The organism is Dactylosporangium sp. NBC_01737 (genome assembly GCF_035963215.1).
In the GTDB taxonomy this organism is placed as follows: Bacteria; Actinomycetota; Actinomycetes; order Mycobacteriales; family Micromonosporaceae; genus Dactylosporangium.
Genome location: NZ_CP109153.1, coordinates 1,853,779 through 1,873,087 on the forward strand (window position 1 = coordinate 1,853,779; position 19,309 = coordinate 1,873,087).

The 19,309-nt window shown below is 69.1% G+C and carries 17 protein-coding genes and 2 tRNA genes; 6 read left to right on the forward strand and 13 right to left on the reverse strand.

Going from position 1 to position 19,309, the window contains the following annotated elements:
- Window positions 1–35 precede the first annotated feature (35 nt).
- Window positions 36–1,253: a YncE family protein gene (locus tag OHA72_RS08020; protein ID WP_327007206.1), complete on the reverse strand. Its 1,218-nt coding sequence runs from the start codon at window positions 1,251–1,253 to the stop codon at window positions 36–38.
- A 37-nt stretch (window positions 1,254–1,290) separates the two neighbouring features.
- On the opposite strand from OHA72_RS08020, the gene OHA72_RS08025 reads away from it, so the two are divergent.
- From OHA72_RS08025 to OHA72_RS08035, 3 genes are read left to right on the forward strand one after another with little or no spacing between them, the layout of a single operon-like run.
- Window positions 1,291–2,202, forward strand: coding sequence for an ADP-ribosylglycohydrolase family protein (locus OHA72_RS08025; protein WP_442788703.1), 912 nt, complete (start codon window positions 1,291–1,293; stop codon window positions 2,200–2,202).
- A 16-nt stretch (window positions 2,203–2,218) separates the two neighbouring features.
- Complete coding sequence (locus OHA72_RS08030) at window positions 2,219–4,804, forward strand: glycosyltransferase (RefSeq protein ID WP_327007208.1); 2,586 nt, start codon at window positions 2,219–2,221, stop codon at window positions 4,802–4,804.
- Window positions 4,794–5,744, forward strand: a complete 951-nt coding sequence (locus OHA72_RS08035; protein WP_327007209.1) for a glycoside hydrolase family 130 protein — start codon at window positions 4,794–4,796, stop codon at window positions 5,742–5,744. The genes OHA72_RS08030 and OHA72_RS08035 overlap by 11 nt, the downstream gene beginning before the upstream one ends.
- 60 nt (window positions 5,745–5,804) lie before the next feature.
- Here the strand turns inward: OHA72_RS08035 and OHA72_RS08040 are convergent, their stop codons facing one another.
- Window positions 5,805–6,662: a sulfurtransferase gene (locus OHA72_RS08040; RefSeq protein ID WP_327007210.1), complete on the reverse strand. Its 858-nt coding sequence runs from the start codon at window positions 6,660–6,662 to the stop codon at window positions 5,805–5,807.
- Between the two features lie 4 nt (window positions 6,663–6,666).
- The gene (locus OHA72_RS08045) at window positions 6,667–7,383 is read right to left on the reverse strand and encodes an SGNH/GDSL hydrolase family protein (RefSeq protein ID WP_327007211.1); all 717 of its coding nucleotides are present in this window, start codon (window positions 7,381–7,383) and stop codon (window positions 6,667–6,669) included.
- Window positions 7,384–7,584: 201 nt separating this feature from the next.
- Between OHA72_RS08045 and OHA72_RS08050 the strand changes: the two genes are divergently transcribed.
- Both OHA72_RS08050 and OHA72_RS08055 read left to right on the forward strand, forming a co-directional pair.
- Complete coding sequence (locus OHA72_RS08050; RefSeq protein WP_327007212.1) at window positions 7,585–8,010, forward strand: CBS domain-containing protein; 426 nt, start codon at window positions 7,585–7,587, stop codon at window positions 8,008–8,010.
- Window positions 8,011–8,080: 70 nt separating this feature from the next.
- Window positions 8,081–8,515: a SufE family protein gene (locus tag OHA72_RS08055; protein ID WP_327011500.1), complete on the forward strand. Its 435-nt coding sequence runs from the start codon at window positions 8,081–8,083 to the stop codon at window positions 8,513–8,515.
- Window positions 8,516–8,530: 15 nt separating this feature from the next.
- Here the strand turns inward: OHA72_RS08055 and OHA72_RS08060 are convergent, their stop codons facing one another.
- From OHA72_RS08060 to OHA72_RS08075, 4 genes are all read right to left on the reverse strand, one after another.
- On the reverse strand, window positions 8,531–9,049 hold the full coding sequence (locus OHA72_RS08060; protein WP_327011501.1) for a YbaK/EbsC family protein: 519 nt from the start codon (window positions 9,047–9,049) through the stop codon (window positions 8,531–8,533).
- On the reverse strand, window positions 9,049–10,755 hold the full coding sequence (locus OHA72_RS08065; RefSeq protein WP_327007213.1) for a substrate-binding domain-containing protein: 1,707 nt from the start codon (window positions 10,753–10,755) through the stop codon (window positions 9,049–9,051). Before OHA72_RS08065 ends, OHA72_RS08060 begins: the two co-directional genes overlap by 1 nt.
- Before the next feature lie 91 nt (window positions 10,756–10,846).
- On the reverse strand, window positions 10,847–11,539 hold the full coding sequence (locus OHA72_RS08070) for an arginase family protein (protein ID WP_327007214.1): 693 nt from the start codon (window positions 11,537–11,539) through the stop codon (window positions 10,847–10,849).
- Between the two features lie 156 nt (window positions 11,540–11,695).
- On the reverse strand, window positions 11,696–12,529 hold the full coding sequence (locus tag OHA72_RS08075) for a DUF4184 family protein (RefSeq protein ID WP_327007215.1): 834 nt from the start codon (window positions 12,527–12,529) through the stop codon (window positions 11,696–11,698).
- A gap of 5 nt (window positions 12,530–12,534) precedes the next feature.
- Here OHA72_RS08075 and OHA72_RS08080 point away from each other — a divergent pair, with 5 nt between their 5' ends.
- A complete protein-coding gene (locus OHA72_RS08080; protein WP_327007216.1) occupies window positions 12,535–13,068 on the forward strand; it encodes a dihydrofolate reductase family protein in 534 nt (177 codons plus the stop codon).
- Window positions 13,069–13,372: 304 nt separating this feature from the next.
- On the opposite strand, the gene OHA72_RS08085 is transcribed toward OHA72_RS08080, so the two are convergent.
- The 6 genes from OHA72_RS08085 to gyrB all read right to left on the reverse strand — a co-directional run bounded on the left by OHA72_RS08085 (window position 13,373) and on the right by gyrB (window position 19,155).
- Window positions 13,373–13,448: transfer RNA gene (locus OHA72_RS08085), tRNA-Ala, on the reverse strand.
- Between the two features lie 25 nt (window positions 13,449–13,473).
- The gene (locus OHA72_RS08090) at window positions 13,474–13,602 is read right to left on the reverse strand and encodes a DLW-39 family protein (protein ID WP_239136238.1); all 129 of its coding nucleotides are present in this window, start codon (window positions 13,600–13,602) and stop codon (window positions 13,474–13,476) included.
- 1 nt (window position 13,603) lies between these two features.
- Window positions 13,604–13,677 (reverse strand) — tRNA-Ile (locus tag OHA72_RS08095).
- Window positions 13,678–13,804: 127 nt separating this feature from the next.
- Window positions 13,805–14,674 (reverse strand): DUF3566 domain-containing protein, encoded by an 870-nt coding sequence (locus OHA72_RS08100; RefSeq protein ID WP_327007217.1) that lies wholly within the window; start codon window positions 14,672–14,674, stop codon window positions 13,805–13,807.
- 3 nt (window positions 14,675–14,677) lie between these two features.
- Window positions 14,678–17,188, reverse strand: coding sequence for a DNA gyrase subunit A (gene gyrA / locus OHA72_RS08105; RefSeq protein ID WP_442788536.1), 2,511 nt, complete (start codon window positions 17,186–17,188; stop codon window positions 14,678–14,680).
- A 29-nt stretch (window positions 17,189–17,217) separates the two neighbouring features.
- Complete coding sequence (gene gyrB / locus OHA72_RS08110; protein WP_327011503.1) at window positions 17,218–19,155, reverse strand: DNA topoisomerase (ATP-hydrolyzing) subunit B; 1,938 nt, start codon at window positions 19,153–19,155, stop codon at window positions 17,218–17,220.
- Window positions 19,156–19,309 lie beyond the last annotated feature (154 nt).

Sequence of the window (19,309 nt, forward strand, 5' to 3'; positions counted from 1 at the left end):
GCTACCGCGCCCCACCGACATTCTCCGCCCCGTTCTCACCCGATGACGCGCTCCACGGCGGTGAGACCGGGCACCGCAACGGTCGAGGTGGTCGCGCCGGTCGCCGGATCCAGCCGAAGTACGCCGTCCGGCTGCCCCACGTACAGGTGTGTGTCCGACACCGCGACACCCCGCGCCTCGGCGGGCAGTGCCCAGGTCGCCCGGACCTCCTTCGTCCCGGTGTCGAAGACGTGCACCTGCCGGCCCGCCGCGAGGTACGCGGCCGGACCGGACACCGCCAGCCGGGCCCGGCCCGCCGCCGGCCGGAACGCCTGCTCATGGGCGACGACCAGCACGTCGGCGTTGATGACCGCGAGCGCACCCTTGCCGGCGTCGGCGACCCAGACCTCGTCGTTGTGCTGGGCGATCGTGAGGCCCTCGACCGCGCCGGTGCCGAACGACGCCGGCAGGTCGACGCAGACCGCCCACCCGTCGGCCACGCTGAGCGTGTGCACGAACGCGTGCACCTCGGGCTTGCCGTCGCGGGCGCCGGTCTGCAGCAGATCCCGGACGTGCTGGTGGTCCGGTTGGTGGCTGTACAGCGTGAAGAGCCGCGCCCGCTTCGCGTCGAACACCGCCTGCCGCCCTTCGCCCCGCATCTCCTCCTCGGCGCCCGCCGGCACCAGGACCTTCACCCCCGCGTTCTCACCCGGCAGGTTCAACGCGGTGATCTGCCCCGCGGCCAGGTCCAGGACCCGCACCCGGTAATGGTCGGGATGCTCGGGAGGCAGCATGTCGAGCACGAACAGGCTCGTGCCGGTGGAGGAGAACGCCTCCGGCTGGACGAACCCCGGCAGCGTGAGCCGGTGCCGCTCCCCCGCAGGCCCGGCCACCACGATCGTGGTCTCCCGCCGCCCGGCCGGGTCGCCGTCGACGAGCGCGACGAGCGTGGCGTCCGGCGCGACGGCGGCCAGCCGCCCGCCACCCCGCACCGTGGTCTGCGCGACGACGTCACCGGTGACCGCGTTGCGGGTGACGACGCGCGACGTGCCCGACTCGGCGACGGTGCTGACGAGACGCCGGCCGTCGGCGGTCGCGAGGGTCGCCGCTTGGGCCACGACCCGCCGCCCGGTGCCGGAGTCCACGACGGTCAGGCCGTCGCTGACGGCGACGCCGAGCAGCTCACCGGGCTCGACCCGGCGGGGCGCCCCGGTCGAGGAGCAGGAGGCTACGAGGACGGCCCCACCCAGGCCGAGCAGTTCACGACGCTTCATGTCCAGCACGAGCCGCGATCCGCAGGCGCCGTTCCCGCTGAGCATCGACTATTTTCGGCAGGTGGATCTCCGCGCCGCAGTCGACAGCCTGACCGGACTCTCCGTTGGTGACGCGCTCGGCGCACCCTTCGAGATGCACCCGCCGTTCGAGGACGGCGCGGTGTTCGCACCGCCCCCGGCGCCATGGCGCTGGACCGACGACACCGAGATGGCCTGCACCCTGTTCGAGGGGCTCCGCCGGGACGGCCGGGTCGACCAGAGCTGGCTGGCGACCGCGTTCGCGCAGCGGTGGAGCGCCGACCGCGGCTACGGCCGGGGCTCGATCTCGCTGCTGTCCAGCATCCGCGACGGCGTGCCGTGGCGGACCGCCGCCGGCGCGCTGTTCTCCGGCCGGGGCTCCTCCGGCAACGGCGCGGCGATGCGGGTCGCTCCACTGGGGGCGTTCTTCGCCAACGACCCGGACGTCGCGGTCCGGCAGGCAGCGCTGTCGGCGGAGGTCACCCACCGGCACCCGGAAGGGGTGTCCGGCGCCGTGGCGGTGGCGCTGGCGTCCTCACTCACCGCCCGGCACACGCCGCGCGAGTCGCTGCTGCGCATGGTGCTCAACCAGCTGCCGCCCTCCGACGTCCGCGACGGCATCGGCCGGGCGGTGCGGATGTCGGCGAAGTCCGATCCCAGGGACGTCGCCGCGGACCTCGGCAACGGTTCCCACGCGCTGGCGCAGGACACCGTGCCGTTCGCGCTGTGGGTCGCCGCGACCCATCTCGACGACTACCCGAGCGCGATGGCCGCCTGTGTCCAGGCGGGTGGCGACACCGACTCGATGTGCGCGATCGTCGGCGGGATCGTCGCCGCACACACCGGGGTCGGCGACGACGCCGCACGCGGGATCATCGGCGTGCCACCGCAATGGATTGAGCACCGTGAACCACTGCCGAACTGGATCTAAGCACTCTACGTGATCAGTGAAAGGTTTTCACCCAAACGATCATGCCCGGAAGGGTTTCCGTAAAGACGGACTGAGCAGCACATTCGCCCCAGAGACCCATCCGGGCGTATCAAGGTTTTTTGGCGGGGCCCGGGGTAACAATGTGCTCATGTCACACCCTGCCGCGACCTATCGCCTCGGTATCGTGTCGACCTATCTGCCTCGCCGTTGCGGGCTCGCGACGTACACCGCGGACCTGCGGGAGGCACTTGGTGTCGCCACCGACGATCTGGAAACAGTCGTCGTGGCCATCGACCGTGACGGGCACAGCTACGGTGACGAGGTCGTCGTCACCATCAACCAGGACCGCATCGAGGACTACTCCGCCGCCGCCCGCGCACTGCGCGAGGCCGGCGTCCAGGTCGTGCTGATCCAGCACGAGTACGGGATCTTCGGCGGCACGGACGGCTCTCACCTGCTCGAGTTGACCCGTGCGCTGAACGCGTGCGGCATTCCTTACCTGCTGACGCTGCACACCGTGCTGTCGCGTCCCTCGTCCGGCCAGGCGGCGACGCTGCGTGCGTTGTGCGCGCGGGCGGCGAGGGTCACGGTCTTCACCGAGACCGCCCGCCGGGTCGCGATCCGCACCGGCGTGGCCGCCGGTCACCAGCTGGTCGTGGTCCCGCACGGCGCGCCCGACGCGATGCGCCAGCCGCCGGACCCGGCGACGTTGCGCACCGACCTGCGGGAGCTGCTCGACAAGGTCGCGGACAAGCCGACACTCACCACGTTCGGCCTGCTCAGCGAGGGCAAGGGCATCGACATCGCGATCGACGCGCTGGCCGCGGTGGTGAAGGAGCACCCCGACACGCAGTACATCGTGGCGGGCGCGACCCACCCGGAGATCAAGCGGCGCGACGGGGAGGTCTACCGGGAGAGCCTGCAGGCCCGGGTCGAGCTGCTGGGGCTCAACGACAACGTGCACTTCGTCGACGCCTTCCTGGCGCTCGACGAGCTGTCGGCGATCCTGCACGCCAGCACGCTGTTCGTCACGCCGTACCGGCAACCGGAACAGATCTGCTCGGGTGCGCTGACGTTCGCGCTCGGCGCCGGACTGCCGGCGGTGTCGACGTCGTACAGCTACGCGGAGGACATGCTCGCCGGCGGCGCCGGACGGGTGGTGCCGATCGGCGACGACGCCGCGCTCGCGGCCGAGATCAACGACCTGCTCACCGACGGCCGTGCGCTCGCGGCCGCGAAGTCGGTGGCCGAGGCGTGCGCGGTGTGGCTGCCCTGGCCGGCGGTCGCCGCTCGGGAGGCCGAGCTCGTCGCCGACGTGGTGCGCCAGACGCAGGCGGCGACGGCACGCCCCGGTCACTCGACCGCGACCGCGCCGGTGCTCAACCTCGCGCACCTGGACCGGCTCACGGACGAGATCGGCATCATCCAGTTCTCCCGCGGGTCCAACCCGGAGCTGGCGTCGGGGTACTGCGTCGACGACGTCGCCCGGCTCGCGATCGTCGCGGCGGACCTGCTGGCGGTCGGCATCGACACGAAACAGACGGCGCAGGCCACGCGCTGGCTGCGCCAGTCGATCCGGTTCCTGACCGCGGCCTACGATCCGTCCGGCGCGATGCACAACGTGCTGAGCTACGGCGGCACCTGGCAGGACTGGCCGCACCACGGCGATCATGTCGGCCGGGCGGTCTGGGCCCTCGGCGTCCTGGTCGGCACGCCGGCCGTGCCCGACGACATCCGGCGGCCGGCGGCGGCACTGCTCGACGAGCTTGGCCCGCGCACCCACCAGCTGCCCGAGATCGGGCTGCGCACCGCCGCATACGCGCTGATCGGCCTGGCCCGCGCCGGGCGCACCGAGCAGGCCGCGCCGCTGCTGCGCCGGCTGGACGAGGCGCTGCTGACCACGTCGGCGGTGGACCCCTCGTGGCGCTGGTTCGAGCCGGAGCTGACCTACGACAACGCAAGGCTGCCGCAGGCGATGCTGCTCGGTGCCGCGCTGCTGGAGGACGACGCCATGGCGGCCCGCGCGGTCGCCGCCCTCGACTGGTACGCCCAGCACGTCGGCTTGGCCGATGGCACCCTGCGGTGCGTGGGCAACCGGTGGCACCGGCGGGGCGAGTCGCCGGCGGTCTGGCTCGCGGACGACGGCGACGAGCAGCCGCTGGACGCGGCCGCGATCACCGAGGCGATGGTCGACGCCTGGCAGCACACCGCGGATCCGACGTCGGCGCGGCTGGCGGGGTGGGGCTACTCCTGGTTCCTCGGCAGGAACCGGGCCGGCGCGCGGCTCTACGTCGATGCGACGGGTGCCTGCCATGACGGTTTGTCTGCTACTGAACCAAATGGGAACCAGGGCGCCGAGTCCACGCTAGCCTATTACCAAGCGCTACTCAGCCTTCTCAAGGCCGGTTTGGCCGCTCTGCCCCATCCGGTGGTCGCCACGACGCCAGTGCCGACATCATTGCCGGTCACCGGACCGTCCCGGACGACGCCGAACAAGGCACCGACGGGCACCCGGGCCGTCGGACGGGCCTCAGCCGGCTTCAGCGCGACCGCCCAGCCGCCCCGCTCGCGCACCACGGAGGGCCATTCCGATGCACTTTGACGCGGAGCTGTTCCATCGGGAAGCCACGAACCCCCTGCTCACCGCGGGGGACTGGCCCTATCCCATCAACAGCGTGTTCAACCCGGGCGCCTGCCTGCACAACGGAGACACGGTCCTGCTCTGCAGGATCGAAGACCGGCGCGGCATCTCCCACCTGACGGTCGCCCGCAGCAAGGACGGCCGCACCAACTGGGTCGTGGACGCCAAACCGCTCATCGCCGACGACCCGACCGACCAGCACAGCTGCTGGGGTGTCGAGGATCCGCGGGTCACGTACGTCGACGAGCTCGGCGGCTACGTGATCGCCTACACCGCGTACGGGCCCAGCGGTCCGTGCGTGGCGCTGGCCCGCACCGAGGACTTCCAGTCGGTCGAGCCGCTCGGCGTGGTCATGCCGCCCGAGGACAAGAACGCCTCGCTGCTGCCCCGCAGGATCGACGGGTCCTACGTGCTGTTCCACCGGCCGGTGTCCGTGCTGTCGGCGCGCGCCGACGTGTGGCTGTCGAAGTCGGTGGACCTGCAGGCATGGACGACCCCCGAGCCGGTCATGCAGTCGCGCTCCGGTCCCTGGTGGGACGCGACCCGCATCGGCATGGGCCCGCCGCCCATCGAGACCCCGCACGGCTGGCTGTGCGTCTACCACGGCGTGAAGCAGATGGTCGCGACGTCGCTGTACCGCGTCGGCCTGATCATGCTCGACCTGGACGACCCCACGAAGATCATCCGGCGGACGCCGAGCTGGGTGCTGGGGCCGGACGCCGAATACGAGCGGGTCGGCGACGTGCCCAACGTCGTCTTCCCCACCGGTCTGGTCCACGACGAGGCGCGCGACGAGCTGCGGCTGTATTACGGCGCCGCGGACCTGTGCGTCGCGATGGCGAGCGCGCGCTTCTCCGAGGTGGTCGACTACCTGGTCAGCCTGCCACCCGAGAACGAGTAGCCCTTTCGGGATCTCTTGGTGGACGGCGGCCCCCTGCAGTGGGCCGCCGTCCGTTTGTCACTACTTCGGGCTGCTGCCTTTAACGACCGGCACCCGCACCAGGTTGCCCCACTCGGTCCACGACCCGTCGTAGTTGCGGACGTGCCGGTATCCCAGCAGGTGGGTCAGCACGAACCAGGTGTGCGAGGACCGCTCGCCGATGCGGCAGTAGGCGATGATGTCGTCGTCGGGTGCGAGACCCAGCTCATCGGCATAGATCTTGCGCAGCTCCTCGACCGGCTTGAACGTGCCGTCCTCCTGCGTGGCCTGCTTCCACGGCTTGCTGACCGCGCCGGGGATGTGCCCGCCGCGCAACGCGCCCTCCTGTGGATAGTCGGGCATGTGCAGCAGCTCGCCGGTGTATTCGCCGGGCGAGCGGACGTCGACCAGCGGACGGTCCGCGGCGATGTGCGCCCCGACGTCGTCACGGAACGCACGGATCCCCGAGTCGTCCCTGGTCGGCACCGGGTAGCTCGTCTTCGGCCGGTCCGGCACCTCCTTGGTGACGGGCCGGCCCTCGGCGATCCACTTCGCCCGGCCGCCGTCGAGGATTAGCAGGTCGCGGTGGCCGAACAGGGAGAAGACCCACAGGGCGTAGGTCGCCCACCAGTTGAAGTTGTCGCCGTAGAACACGATCGTGTCGTCGGGGCCGATGCCCTTGGCCTCGCACAGCGCGGCGAAGCCCGCCGCGTCGAGATAGTCGCGGGTGACCTGGTCGTTGAGCTCGGTGTGCCAGTCGACCTTCACCGCGCCCGGGATGTGGCCGGTGCCGTAGAGCAGCACGTCTTCGTCGGACTCGACGACGACGAGGCCTTCGGTGTCACCGGACTCCAGTCGCTTCGCCAACCACTCGGTGGTGACGACTTTTGTTGCAGACATGATTTCAATCTAGCGGCGCAAGCTCCGGCCGCTTGGCAGTCACCATGTCTCCGGACGACTTTCCTGTCAGCCGCCGCTTCACCCACGGCGCCAGGTGCTGCGTCGCCCAGCGGGCGTCGGCCGCCTTGCGCGACATCCACGACAGGTCCTCCGGCGGCGGCGGTGCGGCCAGCCACGCCGCGTCGCAGGTCACGCCGAGCGCCGTCAGCACGTGCCCGGCGACCCTGCGGTGCCCGGCCGGTGACAGGTGCAGCCGGTCGATCCCCCACAGCCGCGGGTTGAGGAACTCGCTGTCGTCCCACAGGTCCACCACGTGCGCACCGTGCTTCGCGCCGATGCCACCGATCGCGGTGTTGAGCGCGTCGACCCGCGGGCGCAGGATCTTGCTGCCCGGCATCCGCCCCGTCAGGTCCGCCCATCGGAACAGGATCACGTCCGCCCCTGTCGCCCTGAGCCGCTCGATCGTCTTGTCGAACCGCGCGACCAGCACCTCGGGCTCGAACCCCCGCCGCAACGCGTCGTTGCCACCGCCCGCAAAGCTGATCAGGTCAGGCTTCATCGCCGTGGCGAGCGGCACCTGCTCGGCGACGATGTTGTCGAACAGCCGCCCCCGCACCGCGAGGTTGGCGTAGCGGAAATCAGGCTGGTCGGTGGCGAGACACCCCGCGACCAGGTCGGCCCAACCCCGGTAACCCTTGCCGTCCGGTCTTGGATCGTCCATGCCTTCGGTGAAACTGTCACCGACCGCTACGTAGCTCGTCCACCCCGCCACCGCATAACCTCCCCATGGTCTGCTGCTGCTCTGCTTCGCATCCTTTCAGGGCACCCGGAGCGTTGGAAGCGACTTTGCCGCACGCCACACCTGGTTCAGCCTTTCCACCCGGGGGTAACAGACAGATATTGAGCATCTGGGAGGACAGCCATGACGATGCAGACCGTCCGTGACGTGATGACGACCAACGTGGTGTATCTCCCGAGCGAGACCACTCTCGCGGAAGCCGCACGCACCATGCGCGAACAGGACATCGGCGACGTCGTCGTCGCCGACGGCCCCGGCCTCACCGGCGTCGTCACCGACCGGGACATCGTCGTGCGGGCGGTGGCGGAGCGCTGCGACCCGGCGGCCACCACGATCGGCGAGATCGTCACCCGCGACCTCGTCACCGTCCGGCCGGAGGACTCCATCCACACCGCGGCGCTGCTGATGCGGGACCAGGCGGTGCGCCGCGTGCTCGTCTGCGACGACGTCCAGGGCCTGGTCGGCATTGTGTCGATCGGCGACCTGGCCGAGGAGATCGACCCCGACTCGGTGCTCGGCGGGATCAGCAAGGCGGCCCCGAACAACTGACGCGCTGGAACCGGTCGCCCGCTGCCTGGTGGTCGGTTCCTGCGCGCGGGTTAGGTTGGTAGACGTGGAGATGCCCGACAAGCTTGCCGCCATCGTGGATGAGTTCGCCTCAGCGCCGCGCGATGTGGTGCTGGAGATGATGCTCGAGTTCGCCGACGCGGTGAAGCCCCTGCCCGCGTCCTTCGACGGCCATGAGGGCATGGAGCAGGTGCCCGAGTGCCAGACGCCGTTCTTCCTCAAGGCGGTCGTCACGCCGCAGGACGGGGTGGAGCTGTATTTCGACTGCCCGCCCGAGGCGCCGACCACCCGCGCCTTCGCCGGCATCCTGAGCGAAGGGCTCGACGGGGCCAGCGCCGAAGAGGTCCTGTCGGTGCCGTCGGACCTGTATCAGCGGATGGGGCTCGCCACGGCGATCAGCCCTCTGCGCGTGCGGGGCGGCACGGCGATCCTCAACCGGCTGCAGCGCCAGGTCCGCGAGGCGACCGTTTCACGTGCAACCACATAGAGCGACGTCAGCGCGCTAGACCCGCGCCAGGTCGGGAATGACCTCGGCGGTGGCGAGGCTGGCGAGGGCCGCGCCGGGCAGCACGATCTTGCTGCGGCGCAGGCCGCTGCCGACGATGACCCACGGCACGTCGACGACGCGGGCGTCGACGAGGACCGGCCAGCCGGCGGGGAGGCCGATGGGGGTGATCCCGCCGTACTCCATGCCGGTCAGCGACACGGCGTCGTCCATCGGCGCGAAGCTGGCCTTGCGGACGTCGAGCCGCCTGCGCACCACGCCGTTGACGTCGGCGCGGGTGGTCGCGAGGATCACGCAGGCCGCGTAGCGGACCTCACCGTCGCGCTTGCCGGCGACGACGACGCAGTTGGCGGATTCCTCGAGGCCGACGTCGTACGCGGCGCAGAACTCCGCCGTGTCGGCGAGCGTGGGATCGATCGGTGCGACCAGAATCGAAGGGTCGCGCAACGCTGCGGCGACGGGAGCGGCCAGCAGGTCGGTCGCCGACAGGGCCGGCACCGTCTCGAGCTTCCCGATCAACGGCCGTCGTCCAACGCGAGCGCCTTCATGAAGATGTCTCCGATCTTCGACGGGTCCTGGGCGACGAAGACCGCACCGCCGGTGGCGTCGACGATCTTCTGCATCTCGCCCTGGTTCACCTCGGAGCCGACACCGATGATGATGATCTGCACCGGCTGGTCCTTGTTCTCTGCCTTCTTCAACGAGCCTACGAGCGTTTCGAGCGACATCCCACCGGGGTTGTTGTTGCGCCCGCCGGTGATCACCACGACCGAGTTGCCGCGGGTGGGGTCCCAGCCCTGCTGCACCGACTGGTACGCCGCGAACACCGTGTCATACAGCCCGCTGCCGCCTTTGGGGTTGGGCTTCAGGCCGGCCAGCGCACCGCGGAGCTGGTCGCGCTGGGCGTTGAGCGGGCCGATCGGCACCAGCGGCTGGTGCCCTGTCGAAAAGGACCAGAGGCCGACGGCCCAGCTCTCGGGGAACATGTCCAGGCCGCCCAACGCGGCCTGGACAGCGATCTGTTCCTTGCTCAGCCCGCCCGCGGAGGCAACGGTCTGCTTCATCGCCGAGGAGACGTCGACGACCGCCAGCATCCGTGACGGCTGGGTGATCTCGATCCACATCTGCAGCGCCGCGTTGATCACCTTGGGATCCGGCACCGGGGTGACGGCGCTGCTGCTCGCCGCGCTGGGCCCGAGCGTCATGCCGGAGCCGACGGTGCCGTCGTTGGCGCGCAACTGATGGGCGGAGAGCAGGTTGCGGAAGTCGGGCCCGGACAGCACCGCGCGGAACTGCTCCGCGGCGGCGGCCCGGTTCGGTGACAGCCGCGGCATCGCGGTGAACGGGTAGTCCAGCGCGATCGGCGCCGGGTCCGGATAGACCGCGATGAGCGGCACCGCGGGTCCGGTCGCGTTGTACGCGTGCAGCGCCTGCTCCGACAGCGGCGCCAGGGTCACCGCGGTCGAGAGTGTCCGCGGGTCGGCGTCGCGGGGGAACCGTGCCATCAGCCCCGACTGCTGCTCCGACTTGCCGCTGGTCAGCGCCTTGATCGCGCCGACCGTCAGCGCGTCGCCCTCGGGGCCGAACTGGTCGCGGACCGACGCCATCGCCACCATCGTGGAGATGCCGACGGCGTCACGGTTGGGATCGACGATGCCCGCGGTGATCCGGGTGTCGCCGACGATCTGCTGCAGCACCTGCTTCCAGGTGAGCTTGTTCTCCAGCCAGCCGAGTGACTTCGCCGTCGGCTCCGGCACCGCCAGCACTATCGGGCTGCGCGCCAACGACGGTGCGACCTGTGGCACCAGGTCCTCGCGGGCGGCGCGCATGCGCTGCAGCCAGATGGAGGAGTCCGGGATCCACACGTGCGGCACCTGCGTCTTGCCGTCGGCCTGCCCGAGCGTGGAGATGCTGACACCGTGCTCACCGGCGATCGCCGCGGCGACCTCGGATGCGCCCACGGCGACCACATCGACCGCGACACACTCGTTGTCGACCCGCGGCTCGGTCTTGATCCACCGGGCCGCGGCATCCTTGATGGCCGGCGCGATCTCCGGACTCGCCGCGACTGAGAGCCGCACCGTGCCCGAGCACCCCGTCGACGACATCATCTGGTAGCCGCCGTAGACGGCACCGATGACGACGAGGGGAAGGATCATGCCGGCCGCGAGTGCGACGAACCCGTTACTTCTCAGGTCCGCCGCTGCGTGCCGTCCTCTCACGGGTACCAATATTCCCTAGATAAGCGGTTCATGGGTCCTCAGTTTGGCTATTCGTCACACGGATTCGCGCGACGCGAGTACACTCCGCACTTCAGTGATCACGTTGAGTCCGAAAGTTGTTAGGATCCTTTCCGAAGTCTTTGCAGACCGTTTGGATGAACCCTCGCGCCTCGGCACCGTTTCCCGGCCGCCACGTGCAGGCGAGGTCCACGGCGACGACCCTGCCGGTGGCGATGATCGCCTCCACCTTCGCCAGCACGTCGCGCATCGATGGCCCGCCGGGCACCGGGAAGAGTAGCCCCGGCAGTTCGGCGCCGTCCACGACGTCCAGATCGACGTGCACCACCAGCGGGCCTTCGGGAAGCTCGAGGTCCTGGAGCGGGTACCGCCGGATCCCCGAACCGCGCAGGTAGTCCACCTCTGCCGGATCGAGGTCCCGCGCGTCGACGAGCACCGCCCGCCGCTCATCCAGCGCGCGCAGGCCGAGACGATCGGCGATGAGCTCCGGCCGGTACCCCACCAGCAGCCGCAACGGCATCCCGCCGATGTAGCCCGAGGTGGTCGTCTCCAGCGTCTGCACGTCGCCGTGCGCGTCGAACCACACGATCGCGGGGTCCACACCCTTGCGCTGCAGGCCTGCCATCGTGCCCAGGGAGACCGTGCAGTCCCCGGAGATCACCACGGGCGCATCGGCCTTGCTGACCTCGTCGGCGACCCGTTCGTACAGCGCCGCCAGCCGCCCCCAGATGTCAGGATCCTCGGGGAGTTCGGCGGCGACGGTCACGTCCGCCGGCTCGTCGACCAGCCCGTCCAGCCGCTCGTCAAGGTGATAGGGAACGTAAATGGTGGTCATGGCCCATTTTCCCCCGCCGGTGATCGCGTCCGACCGCTGGGTGGAGCGCAGCCTGCGGATCGGTTGACCGTCGGTCGATCCCTTGATCTACACGCTGACCTTCTGCTCTTCGTCGACCCGGGCCGTGCGCGCGGCGACGGCCACCGCGGCCGCACCGGCCAGCAGCCCGAGCATCAGCGACGTGATCAGCCGGACGCCGACGATGTGCGGTCCGTGGTACCCCAGGTGCCACGTCACCGCCGCGCCGCACGCGAAGACCACCGCTGCCGCCGGCCAGAACACCTTCGGCAGCCGGTCGACGGCCGGCGGGGCACCGTGCCATTGGCGTAGGAGGCGGCGGCTTCCGGCGTACCAGATGAACAACGGGGTCAAAATCAGCGAGGCGTAGTCACTGGTCTGGCGAATGACGAACCACGAATCCAGCGGTCCCGGATGCGTGACGAGGTCCCACAACAGGTGACTGGCCACGCCGATGGCCGCCGAGCTCACGGTGATCCACCACCGGTGCCGCACCCGCCCGAGGACCGCGTAGTCCCGCGCCCACCCGTCCTGCCGGCCCAGATGCGCCGCGACCACCGGCGCACCCAGCCGGATGAGCCAGGCAATGAGCAGCGCCACCGGCACGCTCCACCACAACGCACCCAGCAGGTGTTCGGTCGAGTAGCCCCAAGCGTGCACGCCATGCCGCGGCACCTTCGCCCCGTAGGTCATCCGATCGAACGCGTACGCGGTGTCCGGCGCCGCCGCCCCGGCGACCATCGCCACCCCGTCGAACCATCGCGGCCGCCACAACTTCAGCGGCAGCACCGCAAGCGGATGCGTCGGCAGCGTCGAAGGCATGCCGATGATCGTGCCAGCTGTGTCGAACGCGCCCCGGTCCATTCGACGCATCAGTAAAAGATGACCTACTCGAAGGAGCACCCACCATGCGGAAGATCGTTGCCGGGCTGCACATGTCGCTGGACGGCGTCATCGGCTCGCCGGAGCAGTGGAGCTTCGCCTACTACTGCGACGAGGTCGGCCAATCAATCAAGTCCCGCCGCGACGCCACGGGCACACTGCTGCTCGGCCGCCACACGTACCAGGAGTTCGCCGCAATCTGGCCCGGTCAGAGCGGTGAGGTCGCCGACTTCATGAACAACACCCCGAAGCTGGTCGCCTCGACGACCCTCACCTCGGTCGACTGGACCAACGCCACGGTGCTTGCCACCGCCTTCACTGACCTCAAGCAGCGACCCGACCTCCCCGCCGGCAACATCACGATCACCGGCAGCGCCACGCTGGTCCGATCCCTGGTGTACGCCGGCGTGCTCGACGAGCTGCACCTCATGGTCTGCCCGATCGTCCTCGGCGGCGGCAAGCGCCTCTTCGACGACACCGGCAAGCGGACCCCGTTGCAGCTCGCCGCCTCGGAAACCTTCCCGACCGGCGTCGCCCACCTCACCTACCACCCGGCCTGACCGCACGCTGCCCCGCAGGACGGCACACGCCCGTCTCCGCCCGTGAAGTTCCGCTCGCTGGATCTGCACGCGCCGGACGACAATCTTCACCGCAGGATCGCGCCGACTACTTCATCTTCCCGCACCCTCGAACGGCGAGCCCCCGCCGATGCCCGTTCAGGAAACGGGACCAGCCACCAGATCTTCGGGGGGGGCGTGGGAGGGCGGAGCCCCCCACTGGGGAGCAGCCGAAGGCTGCGCGAGGAATGCTGACACCACGCGGGCGAGCGGCCCCCATAGGGGGCCGCGAGCAGCAAGAGCCAATTGGTGGAAGCGAGGGGACTCGAACCCCTAACCCCCGCCTTGCAAAGGCGGTGCTCTGCCAGTTGAGCTACGCCCCCGGGCGAGGGGAATCCCTCGGTGTGACTAGCGCAGGTCCGGGGCGGTCGTCGCCTCATGCCAGAGCGCGCGCTCTTCGCTTGCGGTCTTCACGCGCTTGGCGACGTAGGCAGCGGCACCGACGACTGCGACCACCAGAAGCACCTTTTTCCACATGTGGGGCTAGCTGGAATCGAACCAGCGACCTCAGAGTTATCAGCTCTGCGCTCTAACCGACTGAGCTATAGCCCCGTTACACCGATCCCCGCGAAAAGCGGCGTATCAGCGCGACGGCCAAGGTTACCGCACGCGGCACCGAAGCCTCAAACCGGTTCCCCCCACGGCGGGCCGAACGGCCCGCCGTGGGGAAAACAGCAGGTCAGTCCTTCTCTGCCAGCGTCAGTTCGATGCCGCCGACCAGGTCGGCGCAGACGTTGTAGATGAAGGAGCCCAGGGTGGCGAGCGCGGTGAAGAGGACCACGTTGACCACGCCGAGCAGGGCGGCGCCGCCGATGACGCCCTTCGCGGTGATGCGGAAGGTGCTGTCGGCCTGGCCGCCGGTGGAGCTGACGATGTCGGCGAGTGCCTTGTTGACGCTGTTGAAGACGTCCATCGCGTCGAGGGCCAGGTAGAGCACCGACGTGGCGACGATGACGACGACGAACAGCACGAAGGACACCGCGAACGCAAACTTCATCACAGACCACGGGTCGATGCGCTTCAGGTGCAGCCGGGCCCGGCGTGGGCCGCGGCCGACCGCGGAGCTGACCGTCTTGCGGGCCGCGCGGACGGCCTCGGTGACGCGGGCGGACCCGCTCACCGCCGGCGCGGCCGCGGGCGCATTCAGCGCCTGCGTGGCGCCCGCGTTGGTCGGGCGCACCGAGGCGCGGGCGACCGCGACGCTGGCCGTGCCTGTCGCCGCGCCACTGGTGGGCGCCGCGGGTGCGGCCGAGCCGAGCGTCACGGGCGGGGGTGTGACGACCCCCGCCTTGCCCTTCGCCACGGACGGCGGTGACTGGATCGGCACCGTCAACGAATCGGGCGGCGGCACCATGCCCGGGGCACGCTGATACTTCGGCGTGCCACCGATGGTGGTCTCACCGTGCGTGCTGGTCCCGTTGACCGCACCGGCGTCCCCGCCGGCGGCAGGCGCCCCCGAGTCAGATCCCGTCATGGCAGCCTCTCCGGCCGGCTTGGCCTCATCGGTTGCTGCCGAGGCGGTCCCCGACTTCGCCTGTGTGTCTGTCATCAACTAGTCCTGTTCGTCGGGCTCATCGGCGTTGCGGGCGATCGCGACGATGGTCACACCCTCCGGCAGGTCCATGAGCTTGACCCCCATTGTGTTCCGATCCCTCGTACGTCGTACAGGCTTCACGGGAGTCCGGATCACGCCACCATTTGAGGTGATGGCGAAGAGCTCATCATCCGGATCGATCACCACGGCGCCGACCAGCCCCCCGCGACGAGACGTGATTTTAGCCGTGAGAACGCCCTTACCGCCGCGTCCTTGCACCGGATATTCCTCGATGGGAGTCCGCTTGGCAAAACCACCGTCGGTGGCGACCAGAACGTCCAGATCCATCCCCTCGCGCACCACTTCCATCGCGAGCAGTTCATCACCCTCGGCGAAGCGCATCCCGATCACCCCCGACGTTGCCCGGCCCATGGGGCGCAGCGTGTCGTCGTTGGCGGTGAAGCGGATCGCCTGCGCCTGCTTGCTCACCAGGAGGAGGTCGTCCTCCGGGCCGAGCAGCGCGGCGCCCACCAGCTCGTCCTCTTCGCGCAGGTTGATGCCGATGATCCCGCCGGACCGGTTGGAGTCGAACTCCTCCAACTTGGTCTTCTTGACCAGACCGTCCTTGGTGGCCAGGACCAGATACGGCGACACCTGATAGTTCGGAATCTCGATCACCTGTGCAATGTGTTCGTCGGGCTGGAACGCCAGCAGGTTGGCGACATGCTGACCCTTCGCAACCCGGCTTGCCTCGGGCAGCTCGTAAGCCTTTGCCCGGTAGACGCGTCCCTTATTCGTGAAGAACAGCATCCAGTCGTGCGTGGAGCAGACGAAGAAGTGGCTGACGATGTCGTCCTGCCTCAGTGTCGCACCGGAGACGCCCTTCCCGCCGCGCTTCTGCGAGCGATACAGGTCGACCTTGGTGCGCTTCGCGTATCCGGTGCGGGTGATCGTGACCACCACGTCCTCGCGCGCGATGAGGTCCTCCATGGAGACCTCGCCGTCGAACGGGATGATCTGCGTGCGCCGGTCGTCACCGCGACGGGCGACGATCTCGGCGAGCTCCTCGGAGACGATCTGACGCTGCCGGGACGGGGTCGCCAGGATGTCCTTGTAGTCGGCGATCTCGATCTCGATCTTCGCCAGCTCGTCGAAGATGCGCTGGCGCTCCAGTGCGGCGAGCCGGCGCAGCTGCATGTCGAGGATGGCGGTCGCCTGGATGTCGTCGATCTCCAGGAGGTTCATCAGGCCGTTCTTCGACTCCTCCGCGCTCGGGGAGCGCCGGATGAGTGCGATGACCTCGTCGAGCATGTCGAGGGCCTTGACCAGGCCGCGCAGGATGTGCGCGCGCTCCTCGGCCTTGCGCAACCGGTACTTGGTGCGCCGGACGATGACCTCGATCTGGTGCGTGACGTAGTGCCGCACGAACTGCGCCAGGTTGAGCGTGCGGGGCACGCCGTCGACCAGCGCCAGCATGTTGGCGCCGAACGTCTCCTGCAGCTGTGTGTGCTTGTAGAGGTTGTTGAGCACCACCTTGGCGACCGCGTCACGCTTGAGCACGATCACCAGGCGCATGCCGGTGCGGCCGGAGGACTCCTCGCGGATGTCGGCGATGCCGGCGAGCTTGCCCTCCTTCACGAGGTCGGCGATGCGCTCGGCGAGGTTGTCCGGGTTGACCGCATAGGGCAGCTCGGTGACCACGAGGATGGTCCGCCCGCGCGTGTCCTCCTCGACCTCGACGACGGCGCGCATGCGGATCGAGCCGCGGCCGGTCCGGTAGGCGTCGATAATCGCGGACGTGCCGACGATGAGGCCCTTGGTCGGGAAGTCGGGGCCCTTGACGATCTTGATCAGCTCGTCGAGCGTCTCGGCCTCGTCGGCCTCGGGGTGGTCCAGGCACCACTGGACGGCCTGGGCGATCTCCCGCAGGTTGTGCGGCGGGATGTTGGTCGCCATGCCGACGGCGATGCCGGTGCTGCCGTTGACGAGCAGGTTGGGGATGCGCGACGGCAGGATCGTGGGCTCCTGGGCCCGGCCGTCGTAGTTGGGGACGAAGTCGACGGTGTCCTCGTCGATGTCCCGCAGCATCTCCATGGCGAGCGGGTCGAGCCGGGCCTCCGTGTACCGCATGGCGGCGGCGGGGTCGTTGCCCGGCGAACCGAAGTTGCCGTTGCCGTCGATCAGGGGGTAGCGCAGCGACCAGCTCTGCGCCATACGGACCATGGCGTCGTAGATCGAGGCGTCGCCGTGCGGGTGGTAGTTACCCATCACGTCGCCGACGACGCGGGCGCACTTCACGTAGCCGCGGTCGGGGCGGTAGCCACCGTCGAACATGGCGTAGAGGATCTTTCGGTGCACGGGCTTGAGACCGTCACGAACATCCGGCAGGGCACGCCCGACGATCACGCTCATCGCGTAGTCGAGGTACGAACGCGCCATCTCGACTTCGATGCCGATCGGCTCGATCCTGCTCGCGACCGCTGAACCACCCTCGTCGGAAGTCTCCGGGGTGGAAGTCGGTTCCGTCACTCTTTATCCCTTTTCTCAGTATCCGCAGGTCAGATGTCGAGGAACCGGACGTCTTTGGCGTTGCGCTGGATGAACGAGCGGCGTGCTTCCACGTCTTCGCCCATCAGGACGCTGAAGAGCTCGTCGGCGGTTGCAGCGTCGTCCAATGTCACCTGACGGAGCATGCGGGTCTCCGGGTTCATCGTGGTCTCCCACAGCTCGGGGTAGTTCATCTCACCGAGGCCCTTGAACCGCTGGATGTCGTCCGGCTTGGCGTTGGGCTTGCTCTGCTGGCGCAGCGTGATCAGCCCGTCGCGCTCCCGGTCGGTGTACGCGTACTGCGCGTCGTCGCCCTTCTTGTTCCACTTGATCTTGTACAGCGGCGGCGCGGCGAGATACACGTGGCCGAGCTCGATCAGCGGGCGCATGAACCGGAACACCAGCGTCAGCAGCAGCGTCTGGATGTGCTGGCCGTCGACGTCGGCGTCGGCCATCAGGATCAGTTTGTGGTAACGCAGCTTCTCGATGTCGAACTCGTCGTGGATGCCGGTGCCGAGCGCGGTGATCAGCGCCTGGACCTCGTTGTTCTTCAGGACGCGGTCGATGCGCGCCTTCTCCACGTTGAGGATCTTGCCGCGGATCGGCAGGATCGCCTGCACCCGCGGGTCACGGCCCTGCTTGGCCGAGCCGCCGGCGGAGTCGCCCTCGACGATGAACAGCTCGGAGACCCGGGGGTCGTTGGACTGGCAGTCGGCCAGCTTGCCGGGCATCGAGCCGGACTCCAGCAGCGACTTGCGCCGGGCCAGCTTGCGCGCCTGTGAGGCGGCGAGGCGCGCCCGTGCGGCCTGCGACGCCTTGGTGATGATCATCTTGACTTCGGCGGGGTTACGGTCGAACCAGTCGACCAGCCACTCGTTGCACACCTTCTGCACGAAGCTGCGGGCCTCGGTGTTGCCGAGCTTGGTCTTCGTCTGGCCCTCGAACTGCGGGTTGGTCAGCTTGATCGAGATGATTGCGGCCAGACCCTCGCGGATGTCCTCACCGGTGAGCTTCTCGTCGCCCTTGAGGAACTTCTTGTCCGCGCCGTACTTGTTCACCACGGAGGTCAGGGCGCTGCGGAAGCCCTCCTCGTGCGTGCCGCCCTCATGCGTGTTGATCGTGTTGGCGAACGTGTAGACGCTCTCGCCATACGACTCGTTCCACTGCATGGCGATCTCCACCGAGATGCCGTCGCCGTCGGCGCCGAACTCCACCACCGAGCGGTGGATCGGCGTCTTCGTCGCGTTGAGGTGGCGCACGAAGTCGGCGATGCCGTTCTCGTAGCAGAAGACGACCTCCTTCTTCTCCTCCGGGACGTCGGCGCGCTCGTCGCGCAGCGCGATCTTGAGTCCACGGTTGAGGAAGGCATACTCCTGGATGCGCCGGTAGACCGTCTCGTAGTTGAAGTCGAGGGTCTCGAAGATCACGCCGTCGGGCCAGAAGGTCACGCTGGTGCCGGACCGGTCGGTCGGCTCGCCCTTCTGCAGCGGCTCGGGCACCGAGTTGCGGTAGGTCTGCCGCCAGACGAACCCGTCCTTGTGGATCACCAGGTCGACCCGGGTGGACAGCGCGTTGACGACCGAGATGCCGACGCCGTGCAGACCGCCGGAGACGGCATAGGCCTGGCCGTCGAACTTGCCGCCGGCGTGCAGCATCGTGAGGACGACCTCGACGGTCGGCCGCTTCTCCTTCGGGTGCATGTCGACCGGAATGCCACGACCGTTGTCCACGACCCGCACCCCGCCACCCTCAAGGAGCGTGACATCGATGGTGTCGCAATAGCCCGCCAAGGCCTCGTCGACGGCGTTGTCCACGACCTCCCACACCAGGTGGTGCAGGCCGCGCTCGCCGGTCGAGCCGATGTACATGCCTGGCCGCTTGCGGACCGCCTCGAGCCCCTCGAGGACGCTGATCGATGAGGAGTCATAGGACTGTTCGGGCTTGTTTATTGCCACCCTCGGTCGCTTTCTCGCACTGGCCGGCCGCGCCGCTCGGCGCCCCGGGTCTCGTGCGGACTCATGCGAGCACTACAGTCGCGGCGCAGGCACGCCGGTGTCCTGCGCCCCACCGAGCGGGCGCCGCGATCACCGGCGGGCCGACACC

What these genes read in the sequence shown, in the direction of transcription:
- OHA72_RS08020 (WP_327007206.1), bottom strand. Translation starts at nt 1,253, where the DNA reads ATGAAGCGTCGTGAACTGCTCGGCCTGGGTGGGGCCGTCCTCGTAGCC.
- OHA72_RS08035 (WP_327007209.1), top strand. Translation starts at nt 4,794, where the DNA reads ATGCACTTTGACGCGGAGCTGTTCCATCGGGAAGCCACGAACCCCCTG.
- OHA72_RS08040 (WP_327007210.1), bottom strand. Translation starts at nt 6,662, where the DNA reads ATGTCTGCAACAAAAGTCGTCACCACCGAGTGGTTGGCGAAGCGACTG.
- OHA72_RS08045 (WP_327007211.1), bottom strand. Translation starts at nt 7,383, where the DNA reads ATGGACGATCCAAGACCGGACGGCAAGGGTTACCGGGGTTGGGCCGAC.
- OHA72_RS08050 (WP_327007212.1), top strand. Translation starts at nt 7,585, where the DNA reads ATGACGATGCAGACCGTCCGTGACGTGATGACGACCAACGTGGTGTAT.
- OHA72_RS08055 (WP_327011500.1), top strand. Translation starts at nt 8,081, where the DNA reads ATGCCCGACAAGCTTGCCGCCATCGTGGATGAGTTCGCCTCAGCGCCG.
- OHA72_RS08080 (WP_327007216.1), top strand. Translation starts at nt 12,535, where the DNA reads ATGCGGAAGATCGTTGCCGGGCTGCACATGTCGCTGGACGGCGTCATC.
- OHA72_RS08090 (WP_239136238.1), bottom strand. Translation starts at nt 13,602, where the DNA reads ATGTGGAAAAAGGTGCTTCTGGTGGTCGCAGTCGTCGGTGCCGCTGCC.
- OHA72_RS08100 (WP_327007217.1), bottom strand. Translation starts at nt 14,674, where the DNA reads ATGACAGACACACAGGCGAAGTCGGGGACCGCCTCGGCAGCAACCGAT.